Annotated in this window: 20 protein-coding genes and 1 pseudogene; 10 read left to right on the top strand and 11 right to left on the bottom strand. The window is 69.7% G+C overall.

From position 1 onward, the window contains the following. Positions 1-16: 16 nt before the first annotated feature. The 3 genes from AW272_RS27350 to AW272_RS27340 are packed head-to-tail and all read right to left on the bottom strand — an operon-like array spanning position 17 to position 3,838. Positions 17-1,969, bottom strand: a complete 1,953-nt coding sequence (locus tag AW272_RS27350; protein ID WP_066370939.1) for a GAF domain-containing sensor histidine kinase — start codon at positions 1,967-1,969, stop codon at positions 17-19. Next, entirely contained in the window at positions 1,970-2,644 is a 675-nt protein-coding gene (locus AW272_RS27345; RefSeq protein ID WP_169807642.1) for a response regulator transcription factor, read from the bottom strand. 54 nt (positions 2,645-2,698) lie between these two features. Then, on the bottom strand, positions 2,699-3,838 hold the full coding sequence (locus AW272_RS27340) for a flavin reductase (protein ID WP_157518816.1): 1,140 nt from the start codon (positions 3,836-3,838) through the stop codon (positions 2,699-2,701). A 213-nt stretch (positions 3,839-4,051) separates the two neighbouring features. On the opposite strand from AW272_RS27340, the gene AW272_RS27335 reads away from it, so the two are divergent. Further along, entirely contained in the window at positions 4,052-4,795 is a 744-nt protein-coding gene (locus AW272_RS27335) for a hypothetical protein (RefSeq protein ID WP_157518815.1), read from the top strand. Here AW272_RS27335 and AW272_RS27330 read toward each other — a convergent pair whose 3' ends face one another. The 4 genes from AW272_RS27330 to AW272_RS27315 all read right to left on the bottom strand — a co-directional run bounded on the left by AW272_RS27330 (position 4,796) and on the right by AW272_RS27315 (position 10,157). Further along, positions 4,796-6,376, bottom strand: a complete 1,581-nt coding sequence (locus tag AW272_RS27330) for a 4-hydroxyphenylacetate 3-hydroxylase N-terminal domain-containing protein (RefSeq protein WP_245657743.1) — start codon at positions 6,374-6,376, stop codon at positions 4,796-4,798. It abuts the gene before it with no gap. 167 nt (positions 6,377-6,543) lie between these two features. Then, positions 6,544-7,425 (bottom strand): alpha/beta hydrolase, encoded by an 882-nt coding sequence (locus AW272_RS27325; RefSeq protein WP_066370930.1) that lies wholly within the window; start codon positions 7,423-7,425, stop codon positions 6,544-6,546. Then, positions 7,422-8,687, bottom strand: coding sequence for an acyl-CoA dehydrogenase family protein (locus AW272_RS27320; RefSeq protein WP_066370928.1), 1,266 nt, complete (start codon positions 8,685-8,687; stop codon positions 7,422-7,424). The genes AW272_RS27325 and AW272_RS27320 overlap by 4 nt, the downstream gene beginning before the upstream one ends. A 102-nt stretch (positions 8,688-8,789) precedes the next feature. Next, the gene (locus AW272_RS27315; RefSeq protein WP_066370926.1) at positions 8,790-10,157 is read right to left on the bottom strand and encodes an MFS transporter; all 1,368 of its coding nucleotides are present in this window, start codon (positions 10,155-10,157) and stop codon (positions 8,790-8,792) included. A 209-nt stretch (positions 10,158-10,366) separates the two neighbouring features. Here AW272_RS27315 and AW272_RS27310 point away from each other — a divergent pair, with 209 nt between their 5' ends. From AW272_RS27310 to AW272_RS27285, 6 genes are all read left to right on the top strand, one after another. Further along, complete coding sequence (locus tag AW272_RS27310; protein ID WP_169807641.1) at positions 10,367-11,899, top strand: MFS transporter; 1,533 nt, start codon at positions 10,367-10,369, stop codon at positions 11,897-11,899. After that, the gene (locus AW272_RS27305) at positions 11,896-13,356 is read left to right on the top strand and encodes an aldehyde dehydrogenase family protein (RefSeq protein ID WP_218011089.1); all 1,461 of its coding nucleotides are present in this window, start codon (positions 11,896-11,898) and stop codon (positions 13,354-13,356) included. Before AW272_RS27310 ends, AW272_RS27305 begins: the two co-directional genes overlap by 4 nt. After that, a complete protein-coding gene (locus tag AW272_RS27300) occupies positions 13,346-13,882 on the top strand; it encodes a nuclear transport factor 2 family protein (RefSeq protein ID WP_066370922.1) in 537 nt (178 codons plus the stop codon). The genes AW272_RS27305 and AW272_RS27300 overlap by 11 nt, the downstream gene beginning before the upstream one ends. Before the next feature lie 4 nt (positions 13,883-13,886). After that, positions 13,887-14,702 (top strand): fumarylacetoacetate hydrolase family protein, encoded by an 816-nt coding sequence (locus AW272_RS27295; protein ID WP_066370920.1) that lies wholly within the window; start codon positions 13,887-13,889, stop codon positions 14,700-14,702. A gap of 97 nt (positions 14,703-14,799) precedes the next feature. Further along, positions 14,800-15,636 carry a hypothetical protein gene (locus AW272_RS27290; protein WP_066370917.1) on the top strand — a complete coding sequence of 279 codons (837 nt, stop codon included), beginning with the start codon at positions 14,800-14,802 and terminating at the stop codon, positions 15,634-15,636. Continuing rightward, positions 15,633-16,163, top strand: a complete 531-nt coding sequence (locus AW272_RS27285; RefSeq protein ID WP_066370916.1) for a DUF1697 domain-containing protein — start codon at positions 15,633-15,635, stop codon at positions 16,161-16,163. The genes AW272_RS27290 and AW272_RS27285 overlap by 4 nt, the downstream gene beginning before the upstream one ends. Before the next feature lie 10 nt (positions 16,164-16,173). On the opposite strand, the gene AW272_RS42475 is transcribed toward AW272_RS27285, so the two are convergent. Further along, positions 16,174-16,320 (bottom strand): LxmA leader domain family RiPP, encoded by a 147-nt coding sequence (locus AW272_RS42475; protein ID WP_157518814.1) that lies wholly within the window; start codon positions 16,318-16,320, stop codon positions 16,174-16,176. Between the two features lie 434 nt (positions 16,321-16,754). On the opposite strand from AW272_RS42475, the gene AW272_RS27280 reads away from it, so the two are divergent. The 3 genes from AW272_RS27280 (at position 16,755) to AW272_RS27270 (ending at position 19,186) form a co-directional block, all read left to right on the top strand. Further along, complete coding sequence (locus AW272_RS27280; RefSeq protein WP_066370914.1) at positions 16,755-17,063, top strand: hypothetical protein; 309 nt, start codon at positions 16,755-16,757, stop codon at positions 17,061-17,063. Between the two features lie 183 nt (positions 17,064-17,246). Next, complete coding sequence (locus AW272_RS27275) at positions 17,247-17,684, top strand: MarR family winged helix-turn-helix transcriptional regulator (protein WP_066370913.1); 438 nt, start codon at positions 17,247-17,249, stop codon at positions 17,682-17,684. Positions 17,685-17,755: 71 nt separating this feature from the next. Beyond that, complete coding sequence (locus tag AW272_RS27270; RefSeq protein ID WP_066370910.1) at positions 17,756-19,186, top strand: MATE family efflux transporter; 1,431 nt, start codon at positions 17,756-17,758, stop codon at positions 19,184-19,186. 162 nt (positions 19,187-19,348) lie between these two features. On the opposite strand, the pseudogene AW272_RS45265 reads toward AW272_RS27270, so the two are convergent. The 3 genes and pseudogenes from AW272_RS45265 to AW272_RS27260 form a co-directional block, all read right to left on the bottom strand. Then, positions 19,349-19,504, bottom strand: a pseudogene (locus tag AW272_RS45265) (transposase); the annotation flags it as partial. A gap of 46 nt (positions 19,505-19,550) precedes the next feature. Beyond that, on the bottom strand, positions 19,551-20,132 hold the full coding sequence (locus AW272_RS27265) for a hypothetical protein (RefSeq protein WP_157518813.1): 582 nt from the start codon (positions 20,130-20,132) through the stop codon (positions 19,551-19,553). 1,226 nt (positions 20,133-21,358) lie between these two features. Then, positions 21,359-22,180, bottom strand: a complete 822-nt coding sequence (locus tag AW272_RS27260) for a hypothetical protein (protein ID WP_157518812.1) — start codon at positions 22,178-22,180, stop codon at positions 21,359-21,361. Positions 22,181-22,710 lie beyond the last annotated feature (530 nt).

The raw sequence follows: 22,710 nt of genomic DNA, 5'->3' as shown, positions 1-22,710 counted from the left end.
CGAGGAAGATCCTTCCTCAAGGAAAACTCGCGGCACCCAAGGTGAGCGCCACCGTCGTGCCGGACGAGGCGCTCATGAACAGGTCCAGTGTGCCGCCCGCCTCGGCGACGTTGCGGCGCAGTGACGGGAGCCCGTGGCCGGACGAGCCGAAGTCGCGATGGGCGCGCGCGTCGAGCCCGACGCCGTCGTCGGTCACCTGGAGGCGGATGAGGCCGGGTTCCGGGGCGTCGAGCAGGACCTCGATCGTGCACGGGCCGGCGTGTTTGGCCGCGTTGACGACCAGTTCCCTGGTCGCGGCCACGAGCAGGTCCTGGGTCTCGGCGGTGGCGACGGAGTCGACGGCGTCCGTGCGGACGGTGGAGCGGATGTCGGCGCGGAAGGCGCGGCGGACCTCCTCCAGGACCGCCTCGATGCGGTTGGCCAGGAGCTGGCTGGACTGCTGCGGGAGTTCGGAGATGACCCGGCGCAGCGTGGCGTCGCCTCTGGCCAGCAGGGAACTGGCCAGGCCCAGGCGGTCGACGGCCTCGTCGGGGATCTCGTCGAGTTCGAGGACCTCGTCGAGCTGGATCTGGGCGGCGAACATGAACTGGGCCACCTCGTCGTGGAGCTGGCCGGCGAAGCGGTGGCGTTCCTCCAGACGGGCCAGGGCCGTGCGCTGGCGGAGGAAGGCGGCGCTGGCGATCGACAGCGCGATCACGTGGGCCAGGCGGGCGAAGCCGCGGCGTTCCGGACGGCCGACGGTCCCGGCCGACAGCCAGACCGCGACGAGGGTGCCGACCCGCTGGTCGCCGATGGTCACCGGGGTGACCAGGACACCGCGCGGTGTTCCCGGGTGCTCGGCCAGGGCGCAGACGCGCCGTCTGGACGTCTCGTCGAGGTCGTCGCGCCAGGCGTTCTGGCGGAGGGCCGACTCGGGGGTGTAGGCGACGAGGTCGGCGTCGATGGCCTTGCGCATCGCGGCCAGGACCCCCGGGAGCTGGGCGGCGAAGTCGTCGCCGTCGCGCATGTCGGCGGCGGCGTCGGACAGGACGGCCTCGATCTCGCTGCGGACGCGCAGGCGGCGCACGTTGGCGGTCAGCTCGACGGAGACCGCGATGGGGCGGGCCAGGAGCTGGGCGTCGTGCAGGTCGGTCATGGTGAAGCCGCGCGGCTTGTCGACGATCTCCAGGACGCCGGTCGCCCGGCCCGAGACGAACATCGGCGTGGTGAGCAGCGAGGACGCCGGGGCGTTCGTCAGGTCGGCCCGTCCGGTCGCGAAGACGCGGGCCACCCGGTGGCGCATGTCGTGGGGGTCGACCGGTTCGGCTCCGGGCGGGAACGTGCCGTCGGGTTCCGGCAGGGGTTCCAGCAGGCCCGAGTCCTCGTTGAACAGGTAGACGCGGACGCGGACCAGGCCGATGACGTTGCGGACCGCCGCCGCCACCCGGCCGACCAGGTTCTCGAAGCCGACCCAGGAGATCGCCGCCGCCAGGTCCAGGATCGCCTCCGACTGGGCGATGCGGCGTTCGACCTGCATGCCGCTGCCCCGGCGCAGGCGGCGGCTGGCCATGGCCATGGCGGCGTGGCCACCGAAATCCGCCGCCAGGGTCTCGGCGTGCGGCGTGCCGGTGGCGCACACCAGGTGGAGGCCGCCCATCCGCTTGCCGCTCACGAACAGGGCCAGGCGGCGGATCTGCTCGCCCTCGTTCAGCGGGACGGCGGGCAGGGAGTGGACGTGCGGCATCCCGGGGTGCGGGGGCAGCCAGTCGTCGTCGGCGCGGTCGGCGCGCAGGAACGCGGGCCAGTCGCGCTGGACGTCGTCGGGGGTCAGGCCCGACATGCCGACGATGGTGGTCCTGCCGCCGGAGTCGCGGCCGGTGATCAGGACGGCGCGGCAGCCCAGGGCGTCCCTGGCCCGGTCGGCCAGGACGGTCAGGTCCTCTGAGTCGAGGCGTGCGGTCGCTACCGGTGGGGTGGTGCCATGTTCCATCTAGCCCGCCTGCGCCGCGATCTCTCCGTCTTCGGGCGCCGGCGGGATCGTCCCGTCCTGCATCGCCTTCACGACCAGCGCGGTGCGGCTGGAGACCGCCAGTGTGCGCTTGAGCTTCTGGATGTGGAAGCGGACCGTCGACTCGGAGATGCAGAGCCGGTCGCCGATCTGGCCGTTGGTCAGCCCGGCGGCGACCAGCTCCAGGACTCTGCGCTGGTGGGGGGTGACGACCTGGTGTTCGGTACGGCGGTTCATCACGCCGTCGAGGCGGTGCACGATCGAGGAGGCGCTCTGGTCGGCCAGGCGGATGCGCCGGTCGGCGGCGACCTGGAGCAGCGTCTCCTTGAGACGGGCGATGCCGGCGGCCTTGGTGACGTAGGCCGCCGCGCCCGCCGCCTGCGCCGAGCGGACGGTGTCGTCGCTGAGATAGGTGGTCAGCATCACGACGGCGATCTCAGGGGAGTCCTCGATGAGTCTGCGGCACACGGTCTGGCCGGTCATGTCGGGGAGCCGCAGGTCGACGATCGCCGCGTCGGGGTGGGTGCGGCGGCCCAGGGCGATCGCGTCCTCCCCCGTTCCGGCCACGCCGACCACACGGAACTGGGTCATCGCGGAGAGCGAGGCGACGACACCGTTCCGCACCACTTCGTGGTCGTCGACTACCAATATCCTCATTGATCCTCCCATCGAGCTGCCACCGTCCTACATCCCGGGCCGGGGACCGGTCCACTATCTGGCTGAAGATTGCTGCCAGGCCTCACGCAGCCTGCGGGCGTGCCGGTCGATCGCGGAGATGACCGTCGCCAGGTTCCCCTCCCGGTAGCCGGCGACGATGGCGGCGTGGTCGCCGTCGTCGTGCGCCTCCTCGATGCCGGGGCCCGCGCCGGCCGCCACCGTGGACAGCTCGCGGTAGTGGTTGAGCAGCCGGGCGTTGCCCGCCAGCGCGACCAGGCGTTCGTGGAAGTCGGGGCCGTCGCCCGCGTCCGGGCCGCCGGCCGGCCGGGGGTAGGCCTGGCAGGGCCGGCCGACCAGGCGGGCCAGTCCCTCGACGTCGGAGTCGTCGACCCAGCCGACGGTCAGTTCGGCCACGCCGACCTCGATCGTGCGGGAGGCGGAGATCATGTCGAGGGCGGTGCGCAGGTCGAGGCCGCCCACGACGTAGCCGCCCTCCGGGTCGCGGGCGACCCGCTTCTCGGCGCCGAGCCGCTTGAGCGCCGCGAGCACCGCCGACGGCTCGGCCGACAGGGTCTCGGCCAGGTCGCGCACCGACAGGGGGCTGCCGGGCGGCAGGCCGTCGACCAGGATCATCGCCCGGATCGCGCCGTAGACGGCGGCGTCGTCGCCGACCAGGAAGTGGCCGAAGTTCCCGGCGAAGTAGGCCAGCGGCCTGCCGTCGTAGCGGACCGCGCTGTGCACGCTTCCCAGGAACACGGTGTGGGTGCCGCCCTTGACCGCCTCCGACACCCGGCACTCGACGTGGGCCAGGGCGTTCTCGATCAGCGGTACACCGATCTCGCCGTACCGGAAGTCGACAGTCGCGAAGCGGTTGGGATGGCGGGAGGCGAAGCACTCGGCGACCGCGCCCTGGTCGTCGCGCAGGATGCTGATGCCGAACCGGCCGGTGCGGCGGATCGCCTCCTCGGTGGCCGCGCCGCGGAACAGGCAGGCCAGCACCATCGGCGGGTCGAGCGACAGCGACGTGAACGCGCTGGCGGTGGCGCCGAAGTCGCGGCCTCCGTCACGGGTGGAGACGATCGTCACGCCGCTGGCGAACTGGCCCATGACGCGGCGGAAGTCGTTGGCGACCAGACGGGCGCGGGGACCGCCCGACAGTGAATCCGACAGTGAATCCGACAGTGACTCGGTCATCGCGTTCATCCCATGATCTCCGGTGGTCTGGTCGTCACCTTTGTGCTGTTCACGGATCCCCTCCACTTGGCGTGAACTTTGTCACTATCCGTTGACATTTGTCTATTTGACTTCGTGAGCCGAGTCACGTCATCGCGGGCCGGACTGTCGCTGACGCCAGCGGTGACGGCCACCTCCTGACGGCACGGTGGCGGCTGCTGTTGATTGGTCACCATGACCGTTCACACCATGCGGCACTCGATCGTGCCCTTCGCGGAGGCGGTGCGGCGGCCGCGGCGGCTCGCGCTCGGGGTCTTCGACGGCGTCCACCTCGGGCACGCCGAGGTGATCCGGGGGGCCGACAGCGTCGTGACGTTCGACCCGCCGCCCGCGCTGCTGTTCGGGCGGGCCGATCCGTGCCACCTGCTCACCACGCTCGACCAGCGCGCCCGCGCGGTGGCCGCGCTGGGGATGGCCGAGCTGATCGTGGTGGACTTCACCCGGGAGGTGGCCGCCATCGGGGCGGCCGAGTTCATCGACCGGTGGCTGGTGGAGCGGCTCGGCGCGGAGCGCGTCTCCGTCGGCGCGAGCTTCCGGTTCGGCCACCGCGCGCAGGGCACGCCCGAGCGGCTGGCCGCCTGCCCCGCCTTCGAGACCCGGGTGGTGCCGCCGATCTCCCGGGACGGGACCACGATCTCCTCCTCGTGGATCCGGGACCTGGTCCGGGCCGGTGACCTGCCGGGGGCCGCGTCGCTGCTCGGCCGGGACTTCGCGCTGGCCGGGACGCTCGACGCGTCGGTGTTCACGCCCGACCCCTGCCAGGTGCGGCCGGCGCCGGGGTCGTACACGGGATTTCTGCAGGTCAGGGATGAGGCGGTCCCGGTGGAGGCGGTCTCCGGTCCGGCCGGGTGGCTCGTCGGGCGCTCCCTGCCGGGAGCGCCCGCCACCTTGCGCCTCGTCCGCCGGACCGGCCCCTGATCAGAGCTCGCGGGACAGGCGGGCGACGTCGTCGGGATTGGTGAAGTTGGGGATCTTCCAGCCGTCGAGGTCGTATTCGGCCATGGCCGACTCGGCGTAGCCGGTGAGGGACTCGCCCAGGCCGGTCGCCTCGGCCATCCAGATCGTCTGCACGCGGGCGTCCTCCTCGCTGCCGGTGTAGCTGCGCTCGTAGAGCTCGTTGCGGCCGGCGAACTCGCTGCCGACGATCTCCCAGAGCATCTTGAGCGTCTTGACCCGGGTCTCCGCGTCGTTGCCGTTGGAGCCGCGCAGGTAGCGGTCGAGCAGCGGGCGCAGTTCGGGCGTCTTGAAGTCCTTGGCGTGGCCGTTGAGGTAGATCAGCGCGCTGCCGAGGGAGGCTTCGACCAGGTTGCGGATCTGCGGCATCGCCTGGGAGGAGAAGATGCGGTAGGCGACGGAGGCCTGGAAGTCGGGCAGCACGTGGCCGTCGAGCCAGGGGTTGGGCTTGCGGGCCATGGCGTCCGACAGGCCCCAGAACAGGTTGCGCCAGCCGATGATCTCGCCGACCCGGGCCTGGACGCCCCGGAAGTTGTCGGTGCCGTTGATCCTGATGGCCTTCATCATCAGCCCGGCGATGAGGTCGATCTTGACGGCGAGGCGGGTCGCGCCGTGGAACCAGATGCGGTTGGCCTGGCCGGAGTTGCCGCCGGCCCACTGGCCCGCCTTCTCGGTGTCGCCGTAGACCAGGACGTTCTCCCACGGGATCACGGCGTGGTCGAGGATGAAGATCGCGTCGTTCTCGTCGAGGCGGCTGGCCAGCGGGTAGTCGAACGGGCTGCCGTGGCTGGCGGCGGCCTGCTCGTAGGAGGCCCGCGCGATCACCTTCACGCCCGGGGCGTCCATCGGCACCGTGAAGACGACCGCGAACTCGCGCTTCTTCAGCGGGGCCCCGACATAGCCGACGAAGCAGTAGTTGGTCAGCGGGACGTTGGTGGCCACCACCTTCGCGCCGGACACCACCAGGCCGTTGTCGGTCTCGTTCTCGACGTGGACGAACACGTCGCCGACCTCGTCGGCGGGCAGGTTGCGGTCGACCGGCGGGTTGACGATCGCGTGGGCGACGTAGGGGATGCGTTCCTGCATCAGGCGGTGCCAGGCGCGGGCGTTGTCCTCGAAGGGGGCGAAGAAGTCGGCGTTGATCTCCATGCCGCCGTACAGACCGGCCTTGTAGTCGGGGGTGCGGCCCATGAAACCGTGCATCATCCTGGCCCAGTGGGCGATCGCCTTCTGGTCGGCGATCATGTCGTCCACGCTTCTGGCGGGGCGGAAGAAGGGGTGGGTGAAGCCGCCGTTTCCGGTCGTGGTCGGCACCCGGAGCACGTCGGCGTTGGCGTCGTCCCACAGGGCGTCGTACAGGCGGGCGATGGAGCGCGCGGAGTTGCGGAACGCGGGATGCAGCGTGACGTCCTTGACGCGCTCGCCGTTGAGCCACACCTCCCGCCCGTCCCGCAGGCTCTCCAGATACTCGTCGCCCTTCATCGGCCGGCGCGAGTTCGGCGCCGTCGGGGTCACCGGACCGGCCGGGTTCTCATTGGTGGTCACTGCGATCTCGCTCCTCACACGACGTTCCTGTATGGGGTGACACAACCACCCAGGCCAGCGCGGCCGGAGCGGCTTTCGCCGACAACTAGCGACTACGTCAGTCGGGTCTTCTCAGGGCGCGCCGAAGCGGCTCACCGGCGCGGATGAGCCGTTCGGCGGACTTTCCGTCAGTGCGCCAGCAGCCACGCGGTGATCCGGTCGAGCTCGGGAGCCGCGCCGGGGATCACGCCGGGGATGTTGAGGAACACGTGGTCGGCCCCGGCGACGACGGAGGCCGTGACCTCCGCGCCCGCCGAGGCCAGCGCCCCGGTCATGGCCAGGGTGAGGCCGAGCGCCTGGTCCTGCGCGCCGCAGGAGAGATAGGTGGGCGGGAAGTCCTTCAGGGCGGCCTGCAGCGGGCTCACCCTCGGGTCGGCCACCTTGTCGCGCCAGTCGTCACCCAGGTAGGCCTCGAAGACGGGGTTCGGGCCGGGGAAGGCCGCGATGGGACCTAGATCGTAGATGCCGTACAAGAGCACCAGCGCGCTGACCTGCGGATGGCCGGGTTCTGAGCACAGCACGCCGGCCGCCGCCGCCGCGAGGTTGGCCCCGGCCGAAGCCCCGGCCAGCGCGAGACGGCCGGGCTCGCCGCCGTAACGGGCGACGTTGGCGGCGATCCAGTGCGCGGCCTGGACGACGTCGTCCAGGCCCGCGGGGAAGGGGTGCTCCGGGGCGAGCGCGTAGTCGAGGTTCACCACGACCAGGCCCTTCTCGGCGATCTGCATGCCGAGTTTGCGTTCGTCCTCGGCGCTGCCCTTGAACCAGGCGCCGCCGTGGTTGAACAGCACGACGGGCAGGCCCGTGGCGCCTCGGGGCGCGTAGATCTCGGCGGTCGCTCCCCCGACCTGCACGCCGACGTGCAGGTCGACGGACTCGGGCAGGTCGACGTTGAGGTGCAGGAAGCGGTTCCGGCCACGGTCGTGGAGCAGGTCTTCGGTGGACGTCGGGAAGGGCACGTCCACGGGGTGGCCCATGACCTGGGAGACCCATACCGACATGGGGTTGTTCACGATGCGGTCTCCTTCTCGGAAGGCTTCCTGGGCGGGCTGAACAGGCCGTCGGCCAGGCCGAGCCGGACCAGGCTCATCCGCGACCAGTAGCTCTCCCGTTGCGACGACTGGTGGCCCCGGTACATGGCGGTGTCGCGGAAGTAGCGGGCCAGTCTGCTGGCGGGGACCGACGCGGAGGTGCCCGCGCCCCGGTACATGATCTCCACGGCCTCGGCCGCGAGGGCGCCGGCCTGCTGGGCCATCGCGTACAGGGCGATGGCTTTGGGCATGTCGAAGGGCTCGCCGGTGGCGGCCCACCGTTCGGCGTGCTCGTGGTAGCGGTCGCAGACGGCGTGGATGACCGCCTCGGCGGAGTCGACCATGGCCGCCGCCTGGCCGTGGATCCGCTGGGCGGCCGGGTCCTCGTACCGGAACAGGGGTGAGGGCACCACGGTGCGGCGCGAGAGCATCTGCTCCTCGAACTCGTCCAGGGCCGCCTTCGCGGCTCCGACCTGCACCGACGCGATGGAGGTGTGGTAGGTCGCGTGGGCGCGGCCCAGGTACATCGGGTTGCCGTGCAGGGTCGCCCCGGGGGTGGGGACGGCCGGGTCCCAGCCCTCGTGCCAGGTGCCGGCCACGACGTGGCGGGCGGGCAGGAACACCTCGTCCAGGACGAAGCCGTTGGAGCCGCTGGCGCGCATGCCGAGTGTGCGGTCGCCGCCCCAGTTGGGCAGCACGGTCACCCGGTCGCGCGGCACCGCGAAGTTGATCATCTCGGGTGGCTGGTCGGCGCCCCTGTCGATCAGGCCCATGGCCAGCACCCAGTTCGAATACGGGATGCCCGAGCCGTACTCCAGCCGCCCGGACGCTCGGTATCCCTCTTCCACCTCCCGCAGCCGGATGCCCGGCCCGACCCCGGTGTGCGGGGCGCAGAACGTGCCGTCGGCGAACAGCTCCGCCTGGGCCTCCTCGGCGAAGAAGCTCCCGGCCACCAGGGAATGGCTGGAACCCAGCGTCAGGCACCAGCCGGTGCCCGGGTCGCCCCGGGACACCTCGATCATGACCCGGTAGTAGGTCGTCAGGTCCAGTTCGAGCCCGCCGTAGCGGCGGGGCACGAGGATCGAGTAGAAGCCCGCCCGGGTGAACAGCTCGTGCACCTCGGGCGAGTAGGTGCCGCGTTTCTCCGCGTCCTCCTGCTGCTCGCGCAACAGCGGCCGCATCGCCGCCGCGCGCGCGACGAGTTCGCCGGCGGTGACGGCCGGCTGACTGATGACCTCTGACATGACAGTTGACCTCTTGATCGCTCTAGAACCGCTCGCCCGGACGTTAACCCTGGGTGGACGCGACCGTCCGGTGGATCGCGCGCGGGCTGTCGACCCCGCCAGTCACCGCTTGCGGGGGATGAAGACCCCGATCGCGATGGCCAGGACCCCGGACAGGGCGGCGACGAGGAAGGCGGTGGAGAAGCCGCTCTCGGACGGCAGCCCGCCCGCCGGGGTCCGCGCCGCGAGGATGGTGCCGGCCACCGCGCTGCCCGCCGCGGCCCCCGCGTTGCGCATGATCGTGTTGACGCCGCTCGCCTCGCTGGTCTCGTGTTTCGCGACGGCGTCGAGGATGAGGTTGGGCATGGCCGGATAGCTCAGCCCGACCCCGACGGCCAGCACGCAGCTCCACGCCACCAGCTGCCACGCGCCGCCGTGGGCCACGCTGAGCAGCACGAACGCGACCACCGCGATGGCGCAGCCGACCAGCAGCGGGGCGCGGGCCCCCCACCGGCCGATGACCTGACCGGACATCGCGGAGGTGGCCGCGTTCACCACGGCGTTCGGCACGAACAGCAGGCCTGCCGTGGACGCGGCCAGGCCCAGGCCGTATCCGGAACTCACCGGGATCTGGGCGAGCTGGGGCAGCAGGAAGAAGGTCCCGAACAGGCCGAAGCCCGCGACGGCCGTGGTCAGGTTGGTGAGCAGCACCGGACGCCGCACGAAGGTGTGGATGTTGACCAGCGGGTCGGTGGTGCGCAGTTCCAGCCAGGCCCACCCGGCCAGCAGCGCCGCGCCCGCCACGAGACAACTCAGGGTGACGGGTGAGCCCCAGCCCCAGGTGCCGCCCCGGGAGACCGCCAGCAGCGGCAGCCCGAACCCGGCGGTGAACACCACCGCGCCGACCACGTCGACCCGGCCGGGAGAGCGATCCCCCGGCGCGGGCAGCGTCAGCCAGGCCGCGACGAGAGCGCCGGCCGCCAGCGCGCTCTGCACCACGAAGATGATCGCGACCGGCGCGTGCTCGGCGATGAACCCGCCCAGCGGCAGGCCGAGCGCGCCGCCCACGGCGGGCGTGGCGGCCAGGAACCCGATCGCGTTGGGCACCCGCTCCCTGGGGAACTCGTCGCGCACCACGCCGTACGCGAGGGGGAACACCGCCCCGCCGAAGCCCTGGAGCGCCCGCCCGGCGATCTGCAGCGGCAGGTTCGGCGCGACCGCGCAGAGCAGCGAACCGGCCAGGAACAGCCCGAGCGTGCCGATCAGCACCGGGCGTTTGCCCCGCATGTCGCCCAGCCGCCCGAGGATCGGCGTGGCCGTCGAGGCGACCAGGAAATAGGCGGTGACCAGCCAGGCGGTGTCCCCCGCGGTCACCCCGAACTGTCTCTGGAGGACGGCCAGCACCGGCACGACCGTGGTCGCCGCGATCGAGACGGTGAACGTGCCGAGCCCGAGGGTCAGCAGCAGCGGGCGGGGAGCGCGGGTGTCCATTGTCGGAATTGTCGGCGTCAGCACTCACAAGCGCGGGTTCCGGCGGGTGCAACCGTCGAGATCGACAGTTCTCGTTCTGGAAACAACCGATCCGTCCCGGATTGATGGATGGTCGCGTTCACGGGGGGTCGCAACGCAGTCAGGTCACCATCTCCGCTCCTCACCGGCGCGGCACAACCCTGCATTTCGAACTCGCGAGAGGAGCGAGGATGGATTCCACCAGTTCCCCGAGGCTCAACGACGAAGGTCTCGAGGAGATCATCGACCCGTCGACCCGGGTCGACCAGGTCACCGTCGACCCGGTCCAGCAGGCCAGGATCGCCGAGCTGCAGGGCAGGAAGAGCGGCTTCTGGATCGCCGTGGTCCTGTCGCTGGTGCTGCTCAGCGAGCAGTCGGCGCTGTCCATCACGGTCTTCGCGCCGATCCTCCCCCAGTTCGCGGGCGAGTACCAGACGGCGCAGATCGTGTGGATCCTGTCGGTCTTCACACTCTCCGGGGCGGTGCTCACCCCGCTGCTGGCGAAGGCCGGCGACATCTACGGCAAGAAGCGCGCGCTGATGATCACCGGTGTGATCGCCACGATCGGCGCGGTCATCGGCATCCTCGCCACCGACTTCGTCGTGCTGCTGATCGGGCGGGCGTTCATGGGCGCCGCCATCGCGTTCGCGCCGCTCACGTTCGCCCTGATGCGGGACACCTTCCCGCCGAGGTGGCGGTCGCTGGGCATCTCCATCGCGACCAACGGCATCGGCGTGGTCGTCATCGCCGGGCCGCTGCTGGCCTCGGTCATCGTGGACTCCTTCGGCAGCACCCGGGCCGTGTTCGTGCTGATGGCGGCCATCTCCGTGATCGGGCTGGTGCTCGTCGCGATGCTCGTGCCGGAGTCGCCGCTGCGGTCGAAGGGCTCCATCGACTACGTCGGCGGCGTCGTGCTCGCGATCGGTGTGCTCTCGGTGCAGCTGGCCCTCACCCAGGCCAGGGGCTGGGGGTACGGCGACGCCCGCACGCTGGGCCTGTTCTTCGGCGGCCTGATCGTGCTGGCCCTGTGGATCCGCCAGCAGAGGGCGGCCAAGGAACCGCTCATCAACATCAAGCTGCTGACCCGCCGGCCGATCTGGGCGCCGATGCTCTCGTGTGGGCTCGTCACCTCGGCGACGGCCATGGGCAGCTATGTGGTGCCGCAGATGCTCGCCACCCCGGCCGAGGCCGCCCCCGGCTACGGCCAGGGCCTGACCTCGACGGCCATCGCGCTGGTGTTCGCGCCGGCCGGTCTCCTGGTCATCGTCGGCGGCGTGTTCGTCGGCCTGACCGCCAGGTCGATCGGGTTCCGCACGCACGTCTTCATCGGCGCGACGCTGGTGACGGCCCACGTCATCCTGCTCGTGTTCCTGCACACCGAGATCTGGCACTACGTGCTCGGCTACGGACTGGGCGGGGCCGGCCTGCTGGTGCTGGCGGCCCGGCCCAACCTGATCCTGCTCGCGGTTCCCGAGGACCAGCGGGCGGTCGCCAACGGCATCGTCGGCACGGGTGACGGCATCCTGTCGGGGCTGATGCAGCAGATCTCCTACGTCGTGCTCGCGGGAGCCGTGGCGATGGAGCTCGCACCGGGCGTCAACCTCTACCAGGAGAGCGGCTTCGTCACCGCGCTGCTGGTCGGGGCCGGTGTCTCGGCCGTGGGCGGCCTGATCGCCCTGGCCATCCCGCAGGGCCGTCCCGTGCGCCAGACCGTCTCGTCGTGACCCGGACCCGGATGCTGATCGGCGGCCTCGACGTCGAGGCCGCCGATGGGCGATGGCTTCCCGTGTACGCGCCCGCCACCGGTGAGCTCCTCGCGGAGGTCCCCCGCGCCGGCCGGGCCGACGTCGCGGCGGCGGCTGAGGCGGCGGCAGCGGCCTTCGACGGCTGGCGCCGCACCCCTCCGGCGGCACGCGGCGGCCTGCTGACCCGCGTCGGCGACGACCTGGCCGCCTGCCGTGAGGAGATCGCGGTCCTGCTGGCGAGGGAGACCGGCAACGCGATCCGGCTGCAGTCGCGGCCGGAGGTGCGGAGCGCGATCGACCTGCTGCGTTACTTCGGCGGCACCGCGACGGAGCTGAAGGGCGAGACCGTCCCGCTGGGGGACGGCCTGCTCAACTTCACCACCCGCGAACCCCTCGGGGTGGTGGGCGCGATGACCCCGTGGAACGCCCCGGTCCAGCTGTCGACGGTCAAGGTGGCGGCGGCGCTGGCGACCGGGAACACCGTCGTCATCAAGGTCTCCGAGGAGGCCCCGCTGGCCGTGCTCGCGGTCGCCGCGATCTTCAACCGGCATCTCCCGCCGGGCGTGCTCAACGTCGTCACCGGCCTGGGCGGCGAGGCCGGGGCGGCGCTCCTGGCCGAACCCCGCATCGCCAAGCTGTCGTTCACCGGGTCCACCGTGATCGGCCGGATGGTGATGGCGGCCGCGGCCGACCGGGTGGTGCCGGTGTCGCTGGAACTCGGTGGCAAGAGCCCGTCGATCGTCTTCCCGGACGCCGACGACGACGTGACCGCCGACGGCGTGATCGCGAGCATGCGCTTCCCCCGCCAGGGCCAGTCGTGCACGGCGGGGTCGCGCCTGTTCGTCCACGAATCGATCTTCGAGTCCTTCCTCGCCCGGGTGGCGGAGAAGGCCGGCCGCCTGGTCGTCGGCGACCCCCTCGACGAGAGGACCGACATCGGGTCGATCATCAACGAACGCCAGTTCGGCCGGGTCGACCGCTACGTGCGGGAAGCTGTGGACCTGGGCGCGGAGGCGCTGACCGGCGGAGGCCGCTGGACCGGCTCTGACCAGGGCTTCTTCTACACCCCCACAGTCCTCACCGGCGTTCGCCACGACTGGGCCGCCGCCCGCGAGGAGATCTTCGGCCCGGTCCAGGTCGCCATCCCCTGGCGCACCGAGGACGAAGTCGTCGCGATGGCCAACGACTCCGACTACGGCCTGGCCGGGTACGTCTGGAGCCACGACATCGACGCCGCCCTGCGCACCGCCGCCCGCCTCGACGCCGGCTGGGTGCAGGTCAACCGGGGTCTGGGCCAGCTCCCCGGCCTCAGTTACGGCGGCGTCAAGGCCAGCGGCATCGGCCGCGAGTTCTCCATCGAGGGCGCGATCGACGCCTTCACCCACCGCAAGACCACCACGATCGCTCTTAGAGAGAGGAACCTCCATGTCGGATGACATCCCGGCAGGCCCCGTCGACATCTCGGGCATGACCGATGAGGAGGTCGCGGCGCTCAACCTCAAAGTGGTCGAGGCGCACTTCCACAACGAGACCCCCGACTCGATCGACAAGGCCATCGCGCTCTACACCGACGACGTCGTCTGGGAGGCCCCCAACCGCGGCCTGGTCTACACCGACGCCGAGGAGGTCAAGAAGGGCTATCTGGGCATCTTCGAGACCGTCCACTTCAACCGCACCCTGTCGCTGCGCCGCTACGCCACCCGCGACTACGTCTTCGACGACCAGATCGCCGACCTGTCGGTCGTCGGCGACAAGATGCCGAACCTGGGCTTCAAGGTCGGCGACCGCATCAGCATGCGCCTGATCCACATCTTCGAGATGCGTAACGGCCAGATCGCCCGCGAGATCGCCTACGAGATGTCCCGGCCCTGGGGCGGCCCGACCGACCACGACTGGATCCGCCCGGACGCCTTCGTCGTCGACTACCCGGACGGACCGCACTTCGGACAGTGGGAGAGGTAGATCCATGAAACTCACCGGATTCGTGCTCGACGGCGTGCGCCACATCGGCCGCGTCGAGGGTGACGCCGTCGTCGACCTCGGCACCGCCGACGCCTTCTACGCCGGTTCACCCCGTGAGGACGGCGAGCGCCTGGCCCTGGCCGAGGTGACGCAGGCCCCGCCGGTGCCGCTCACCTCGCGCGTCTTCTGCGTCGGCATCAACTACCGCAGCCACGCCGGGGAGGCCAAGGACCTGGCCGGCCTGAACGAGCCGAAACTCCCGATGATCTTCGGCCGCTGGCAGCAGACCCTGATCGCCGACGGCGAGTGGGCGCCGGTCCCGCCGAACGAGAAGGGCCTGGACTGGGAGGTGGAACTGGCCGTCGTGATCGGCTCGCAGGTGTGGGGCGCGACCCGCGAGAACGCCCTGGACCACGTGCTCGGCTATGCCGCCTTCAACGACCTCAGCGCCCGCGCCAAGCAACTGGCCACCCCGCAGTTCACCCTGGGCAAGAACGCCGACCGGTCGGGCCCGATCAGCCCCATCGTGACCAAGGACGAGGTCGGCGACCCGGCCGACGGCCTCCAGGTCCGCACCTGGGTCAACGGCGACCTGATGCAGGACGGCGACACCCGGGACCTGATCCACGACGTCCCGGCGATCATCGCCTACATCACCGACACCATCACCCTGCTCCCCGGCGACATCATCGCCACCGGCACCCCCGGCGGAGTGGGCGCGGGCCGCACTCCCCCGGTCTTCCTCACCCCCGGCGACGAGGTGACCATCGAGGTGGAGAAGGTCGGCCGGGTGACCACCCCGATCGTCGCCCATGGCTGACAGGCCGCCTAGGATCCGCCTATGTTCTCGACGGCGGGACGAGTCGGCGGGGCCGGGGCTGCTCGGCGGTGTCCTGGGCGTCGCCACCTCCCTGATCATGGACGCGGCGGCGAACGCCGGGCAGCGCGAGTGCCGGGGCACGGGAACCCTCTGCATCGGCATGGGGCCCGTGGTCGGGCTGGTGGCGGGTGTGGTGGTCGTCATCGCAGGCTGTCTGGCCGGGTTCGCGGTGCTCCGCATGCGTCCCCTGCGGGTGATGGTTCCGGTCGGGACCGTGGCCATGGTCATGACGGTGTACGTCTACCTGGCGGCGGTCCCCGGCGGCCGATTGCACCCGCTGCCCGTCTTCGCACTGGTCGCCGCGATCGTTTTCGCGCTGCTGGCGATGACCGCGCTACCGCCGACGCGGGTCGCGGGTTCGCTCGGCCTGCTGGGGGTCCTCCTGGCTTCCTTCCTTTTCGGCGGGTTCGTCCATCAGGCCGTCCAACGACACCGGGATGTGGCCGCGCTGGCCGGGCTGCCGGTGCCGTTGCTGATCCCCGACCTGTCGCGATACGGGCTGCAGTCGGCATACCCGGGACCCCGCAGCCTCTCGCTGAGCCTGATCGCCCTCTCCGGCTCCACCCCGCGAATCGAGGTTCTCATCACCCCCGTCCCTCAGGGGTTCGATCCGCCGGAGCGCTGCCTCGACGTCCAGCCGTCACCGACCATCCAGGGCTTCGACGGCGACGCCGCCTGCCGCCCCGCCGGGCCCGGCCGCTGGCAGCGCGCCGACCCTGACACCGTCCAGCTCGTCGAACGCCGGAACGACGCCCTGGTGATCCTCGCGGGTTCGACTCCCGACATCGACCTGGCCGACCTGGGTGCCGCAGCCGACTCGCTGCGGCCGACGACCGCCGAAGATCTCCGCGCGGAGGTAGAACATCGGGCGTGACGCGATATGTGGCGCTGCTGCGCGCGGTGAACCTCGGCAGCCATAAGAAGATCTCCATGCCCGACCTGCGTGCGGTGTGCACCGACCTGGGGCACACCGACGTCCAGACCTACCTGCAGAGCGGCAACATCGTCTTCACCGCCGAGGAGCCGCGCGCCGGTGCCGTCGCGGCGCGGCTTGAGGAACGGATCGCCGGTGAGCTCGGGCTGACGACGGAGGTCATCCTGCGGACCGCCGACGAACTGCGGGCCGTGGTCGGCGACAGCCCGATGAGCGCCGCCGATCCGACCAGGCATTCGGTGCTGTTCCTGCTCGATCCCCTGGAGGCGGACTGGCTCGACGGCTTCGACGCCGGGTCGTTCGCGCCAGAAGAGATGTGGACGGCAAGTCGCGAGATCTATCTCAGCCTGCCGAACGGCACCGGCCGCGCGAAGCTTCCACCCGCGCTCGGCCGGCGTCTGAGCACCCCGGCCACGATGCGCAACTGGAGAACCGTCACCAACCTCGTGGAACTGGCCGAAGGCTGAGCCGACGTGGTCAGCAGTCGCAGAGGAAGGTGGTGGCGATGGAGACGATGACGGAGACCGCCGCGGAGAGCTCGGGGCTTTCGACGTCGGACGCGGCGGCGACCTCGGCGAGCGAGGTGTAGGCGTCGGCGCCTTCCATCAGGAGTTCAGAGGACATGTGGTTTTCCCTTCGGATTTCATGGTGAGCGATCTTCGGATCCCGCTGTGCGGCGATCGCCGTCCTTGATGAGGATCTTTCCGCGGCGACCTTGGGCCCTACTTGTGGAGTAGTGCCGACGCGTTGGCAGCCCACTGTCATGTCACTGGCAGAACACCCGGCCGCGGCCTCTCCTCTGGACGATCGTCGACGAGTCCGTCTGCCGCGCCGGCTGGGGTGCCGTCGTCGGCGCGGAGCCCACCGGCTTCCTGCTGGGCGGCGTCGTCGCGCCGGCGCGGTCCCTGGCATGCGGGGCTGCGGCTCAGGTAGCGGGGCATTGTGGCCCGATGGTGGGGCTTGGGTGTCCGGGAGGGCAGGGGATCATCGATAGACACTCTCAGTAGTTATTCGGATACTGAAAGTGACATCGTCTCTCGGTGAAAGGATCCTCCTCCATGCCGACCGCACGCATCGCAGCAGGTAACACCGTCTCCGGGCAGGGCTGGCAGGCCTACGGGCCCAACGGCATCTACATCGACGTCGACACCACCTCGGGCCGCTTCACCGGCACGCCCGTCTACGTCACCTCCATCACCGGGCCGGGCGGCAACCAGTGGTCACTGGTCGGGCCCAGCGCGATCTACTCCCCCACCGCCACCGGCTTCCGCGTCTATGTGCAGTGGCGCGACGCCTCCGCGCTGACCCCCGCCCAGGCACAGGGCTACGGCTGGCAGATCAACTGGATCGGCTACGACAACCCCTGACAACCGCCCCGACCGGGATGAATGACAGGGAGCCCGCGGCGCGGACCGCTCGCCGGGGGCACTGAGAACAACGAGGGCGAGGGCCATCCGGTGGCCCCCGCCCTCACCTATGCTCCGCCCCGGTCCGCACGTCGAAACGTTCGATGATTGACAGTTAGAACGCAAACAGTTAGCTTTCTTAGCATGGACGCACCGAACCTCACCAGCAGCCTCGACCTGGTCCGATGGATCATGTGGGCGCAGCGGAAGGCCGCCGAAGACTGGATCCGGGCCCGCGAGCTCAGCCACGAGCAGAGCTTCGCGCTCGGCTACCTCGTGCAGAACCCCGGTGCGATCCAGCGCGACATCGCGCAGATCACCCGCACGAGCGCCGCCAGCGTGTCGAGCCTGCTGCAGGGACTCGAACGACGCGGGCTCGTCGAGCGCCGCACCGAACCCGGTGACGAGCGCAGCAAGCGCGTCTACGCGACCCCCGCGGGCAGCGAGCTCATCGCCGGGTTCGAAACCGCGATGACCGACGCCAACGAGACGATCCTCGCTCCGCTGGACGAGACCGAGCGGGCTACCCTCCACACCCTGCTCGCGAAGATCACCGCAGAACTGCCACAACCCACGCGGTAGCACCCCCGCACATCCCTCGCCGTGCCGGCGTTCGCCGGTGCGCGCTTCAACCTGCCCGGAAAGAGGCGGTCATGACCACTCACAGTCTCGAATCCCCGGAGGCCGCCGGCTCCAACCGCTGGTACCTCGCGTCCGCACCCATCGTCACCGCCCTCCTGCACCTGTGTGTGCCGATGGCCGCCGCGATGATCGTCGGCGCCGTCTACAACCTCATCAACGCCGGCTTCATCGGCTCGCTGCACGACACCGCGCTGCTCGCCGCCATCACCTTCGGCGCGCCGGTACTCGGACTGGTCATGGCCGTCGGCGGCGTGTTCGGCGTCGGCGGCGGCGCGCTGATCTCGCGACTGCTCGGCGCGGCCGAACACGCGCCCGCCAAGGCCGCCGAGATCAAACACGTCTCGTCGTTCGCCGTCTGGGGCTCGGTCATCGCCGGTGCCGTGTTCGGCGGCGCCGGACTGCTCCTGCTGGATCCACTCGTGACCCTGCTCGGCGCCGACGCCGCCGCCGTGCCCGCCACCAGCGCCTTCGTCGGCGTCATGCTCGCGTTCGTACCGGTGCTCGCCGCCGCGTTCTGCCTGGAGCAGCTGGTACGAGCCGAGGGCGCCGCCCGCCAGGTGATGATCGGGATCATCGCGTCCACGGTCGCGAACGTCGTGTTCGACGTCCTGTTCATCCTGGTGCTCCACTGGGGCGTCGCCGGTGCGGCACTGGCGATGGGCCTGTCCAATCTGGGCATCGTCGCCTACTTCGCCCTCTGGCTGCGGCGGCACAGCGAACACGTGAGCCTCGCGCCACGCTGGTTCACCCTCTCCCCCACCGTGCTGAAGCCGGTCTTCGGCGTGGGCGTCGGCGAACTGTTCCAGGCCGGCTTCCTGATCGTCACCACCCTGGTGCTCAACAACCTCGCGGTCGTGTACGGCGACCACGCGCTGGCCGCCATGGGTGTCGCGGTCCGCATCGCGCAGGTGCCGGAGTTCCTGGTCATGGGGGTCACACTCGGGGTGCTGCCGCTCCTCGCCTACTCGTACGGCAAGGGCGACCGGAACCGCCTCATGTCGGCGCTACGCGCCTCCGCGCTCACGGTGGGCGGCGTCGTGCTGCTCTTCTCGACGGCGGTGTTCGTCTTCCGCGAGCAGGTCTTCGGCGCGTTCTCAGCCGACCGCTCGGTCCTCGCGATCGGCGTCACGATCCTCACAGCACAGCTCGTCGCGATGATCGTGAACGGCTTCGCCGGACTCATCACGTCCCTGTTCCAGGCGACGGGACGGGCGTCGGCGGCGATCGCCATGTCGGTGTCGCACGGCGTGCTGTTCATCCCGATCGTGCTCCTCGGCAACCTCTGGTTCGGGCTGGCCGGCATCATCTGGGCCCTGACGGTCACCGAGGGCATCGTGTTCCTCGTCGGCGCCGCGCTGTGGCTCGCCTCCCGCCACGCGATCGATCGCGGCCTCACCGAAGGCACCCCGGAGCGCGCCGAGCAGGTGCTGGCCGAGGCCTGATCGTTTCCATCGCCTGGACGTGATGGCGAGACGGGTAACCGTTTTTCGCCGGGTGACTTGCACGGGCCGGCCTTTGGTCAGCACGCCCAGCGTCACCCCTGTTCCCGCCAGCTGGTTCACCACCGTGGTGGCGTCGTAGAAGGCCGTCCACGCCTGACACTGAACCCCCGTCCGCTCCTGATACAGGATCGCGTTCACGATCTCCCGCATCGGATACCGGCCCTGATGGCCCGAAACCGAGGGATGCCGCGCCTTCCACGCCGAGATGAACGGCTCGATCAACGCCCACCGCTCATCCGACAGATCCGACGAGACCACCGTTTTGGCGTCCCTGTGTGCCTCACCACCGCGCTCGCCCAGGGCATCAGTAAGTGCAGCTGATGTGGAAGTCGTCGACGAAGCCGAGCGCCAAATAACTCGGGCCGAGCAGGGACACACGGACGAAGACCCTCGCCGTCGAGGGGATGAACGTGTCCGTGCTCATCCGCCCCCAGGTCCAGTTCCCGCCGCGGACCTTCTTGACGGCGACGTACGTCCATGTCGAGGGGTCGATGACCTCGATGTTGAAGTACTGGGAGCCCGAGTAGGTATAGGCCGAGAACCGGCACACCGGCCGGTTCGCGACCAGCGCGGAGATCGTCACGGTCCGGCCCACCGAGGACCACGTCCCATAGAAACCGCCCGAGGAAAGGTCGGCATAGTACGTGGGGCTGTGCGCCTTGGAGGGCGTCTCCGGCGTCGCGACCGAGGAGACGAAATTCCCGCCGCCGCCATCACTGGCGAAGGTGAAGCGCGATTGGGGCGGTACGCCGCCGGAGATCTCCATGTAGTCGGAGAAGCTCCACGTGGCCGCCTGCGCCACCCCCGGCAGCCCCACGATCGCGGATGCGACCACGGCGACCACGGCGACCACGGCACGGGCCAGACGATGTGCTGCGCTTCTCATGCCCAATGCCTTCCGACGGCTATGTGACGACGTCGGCAATATCGGCACACATCCGGGGCCGCTGTCAATCCCGCAAAGGCCTGGGCCGGAAACGCCCAGGCCCGCCTAAACGAAGCTTCGAATGTTTCACGGGACGCGGCCCGCGCTCCAATGTTCGGCGCACCTCCCGGAGGCGAGGCCAAACGGCGTTTCCCCAGCTCAGATGGCCGAAGTCTTATTTGTGCTTGCAATAGACGAATAGGTAGCCGTGGTTCTTGGAGTTCTTGTCGATGCGGTGATCTCCGGATCGATCAGTGTGAACGCCCCGACGCCCCAGCGGACCAGGTCGTCGGCGATGAGGCTGCCGACCGAACTGAGGCCCGCCGCCACCACATGGCGTCTCCCCAAATCGCCTACCAGTGGCTCGCTGAACGCTACCTGCCAATGTCATCTTCTATGACCGGCATCTACCTGGTTTGGTAATTGCCGCTATACAACAGGTGATCAAGAGCATCAGCGACGCGTGATGATTGCCGGCGATAAGCCTAACCGTGAGCCCTGTCCTGCACGAAATGAGGATTCGGGCTTGAGCTGGGGGTTCTTCGAGTATCAGGCGGCGTTGCCGTACTGGTTGATCAAGCCGCTGAGGACCGGGGTCCACCATACTCGCCATACATCCAGGTGGCCGGCAACCGGTGGCGTGTCCGGCGGGCCGTCTGGGGGCATTGCCGCCCTGAAGAAGACCGTCGAAAGCGTCCGCGCCAAGCTCAAACGCCTCGTCAGCCGAGACCTCGCCACCGACCCCAAACCGAGACTCTTCCTCCGGCGTCAACAATTACCTGCGGACAATGGGCTTCCACGTCGTTGAGTTGGTGTTCAGATTTGTGATGAAAGGCTACTAATGACCCGATGCCTTTACAAAGTAGATTCATAAGGACGACCTCGACGACTCGGCTACCAGCAGGACTCCAGCACAGTCCCTGACGTGGGCGACGGCGCACCCCCGGCCCTGAGCAGGCCCTCCCCCGTGAAGGGCTGGGCGCGGCCCGTCGGGAAGAAGTTCAATCCCCTGCGTCCACCGGTCATTGGTCCGGCCCGGGTAGCGGCCTTCCGGATAGCTCCCGCATCGGGGCCTTCCAGGTCGTACCGACCGAATGATCGTCTACGGCCGCGTGGACGTCCACCGTTGAATTCCGCAGAGGGATGAACGCCGGCCATCCCTCTCTGGACCGATCGACGTCTGCCGATCAGCGCTTGACGTCCTTTTCGTCGACCACCGCGTCGGCCGGGGGCGGCGAAACGGCGACCTTGGCGCCCCAGTTGTAGAGACGGGTCTCGGAGGTGTAGTCGACGATGGTTCCGCCGCTGACGGGCATCCGCATCTTGACGCTGAGGCGGGTGACCAACCCTGCGATGTCGAGCGAGAACACGTAGGTGATCTTGGAGATCTGGCCGCTCTCGCTCTTGCCGCTGGGGCCGAACTGCTTGCGGAACACCGGTGAGAGCGCCGCCATCTTCGCGCTCGTGGTGGATCCCTTCACCACGCCGCCGCGGACGGGGGCCGCCTGGGCGATCAGGGTTTTGACCGTGTTCGGTTCGAAGACGCTGATGATGATCCCGCTGGGAGCCGGGGGCATCGGCCGCTTCCGCACCCAGTACTTGCCCTCCGGCAGTCCTTCTCCAGCCCGGGGTCCCTGCACGTAAGTCACCTTCGGCAGGGAGATCACCCTCCCGGGGCCCTCCAGGCTCTTCTTCGCGTCGCGCTCATCCTTGGTCGACTCGTTGAAAAAGCCCTTGTCGTAGCGGGTCTTTTCGTTGAGATCCGAAGCGACCGCTCCCTTCGGGCCGAACTGGATCACTCCCATCTCCTGGGTGACGGTCCCCTTGCCGCCTTTGGCCCGCACCTGCAGCACGGTCTTGAGCTTGACGCCCCGCCCCACGACGAACTGCGCCTTGAGCGCCTTGATCGGATCAACCTTGGCTTGCGCCGGTCCCGCGGGCACCAATAAGGCACCAAAGATCAACATCGCCCCGGCAATAGCTCGCTTCACGCGCTTTTCCTCTCTCATATTCGCGCGCGAAAGTCTCACAATGCCAGGTCACAGCGTGATCACAAACCCCACGAGGCGACTTCACCTCCACACGCCCCACACCGTCAATGTCGACGGCGGCGCCCAGCGCGGCGGTCAGTTTGCCGGTACCGGCGCCCAGATCCAGACGCGGGCCCCGTAGCCGGGCGCAACCCCGACCTCGGGCACAGCCACCGATTCCCGGCACCTTGGCCGACCGCTCCCCCCTTCCTCGCCGCCCGGATCGCCTTACACTCCCCGTGTTGATACTCTCCGTAACCGCCTGACGGATCAAATTAACGGAGAGTGACCAAGCGAAGAAGACTTTCGTAGCGGCTCTACTCGCACTGGGCGCGGTTGGTATCGCCGCTCCCGCTCACGCCACCGACTACCCCGGACCGGGGCTCCTTTTCGACGACGTCATCTCCATTCCGGGGAATCTCCTGCAGGTCAACGTCCTGCCGATCTTCCCTGCCGGAAGCTGACCCCTCGGTGACGGCGGTACGTAACCTGTCCGCCTGACCCCCGGC

Origin of the sequence: Herbidospora mongoliensis (genome assembly GCF_001570545.1) — a bacterium.
Lineage (GTDB): Bacteria > Actinomycetota > Actinomycetes > Streptosporangiales > Streptosporangiaceae > Herbidospora > Herbidospora mongoliensis.
The sequence above is the reverse complement of the archived record's forward strand: the minus strand, read 5'-3'. Positions and strand labels throughout refer to the sequence as shown.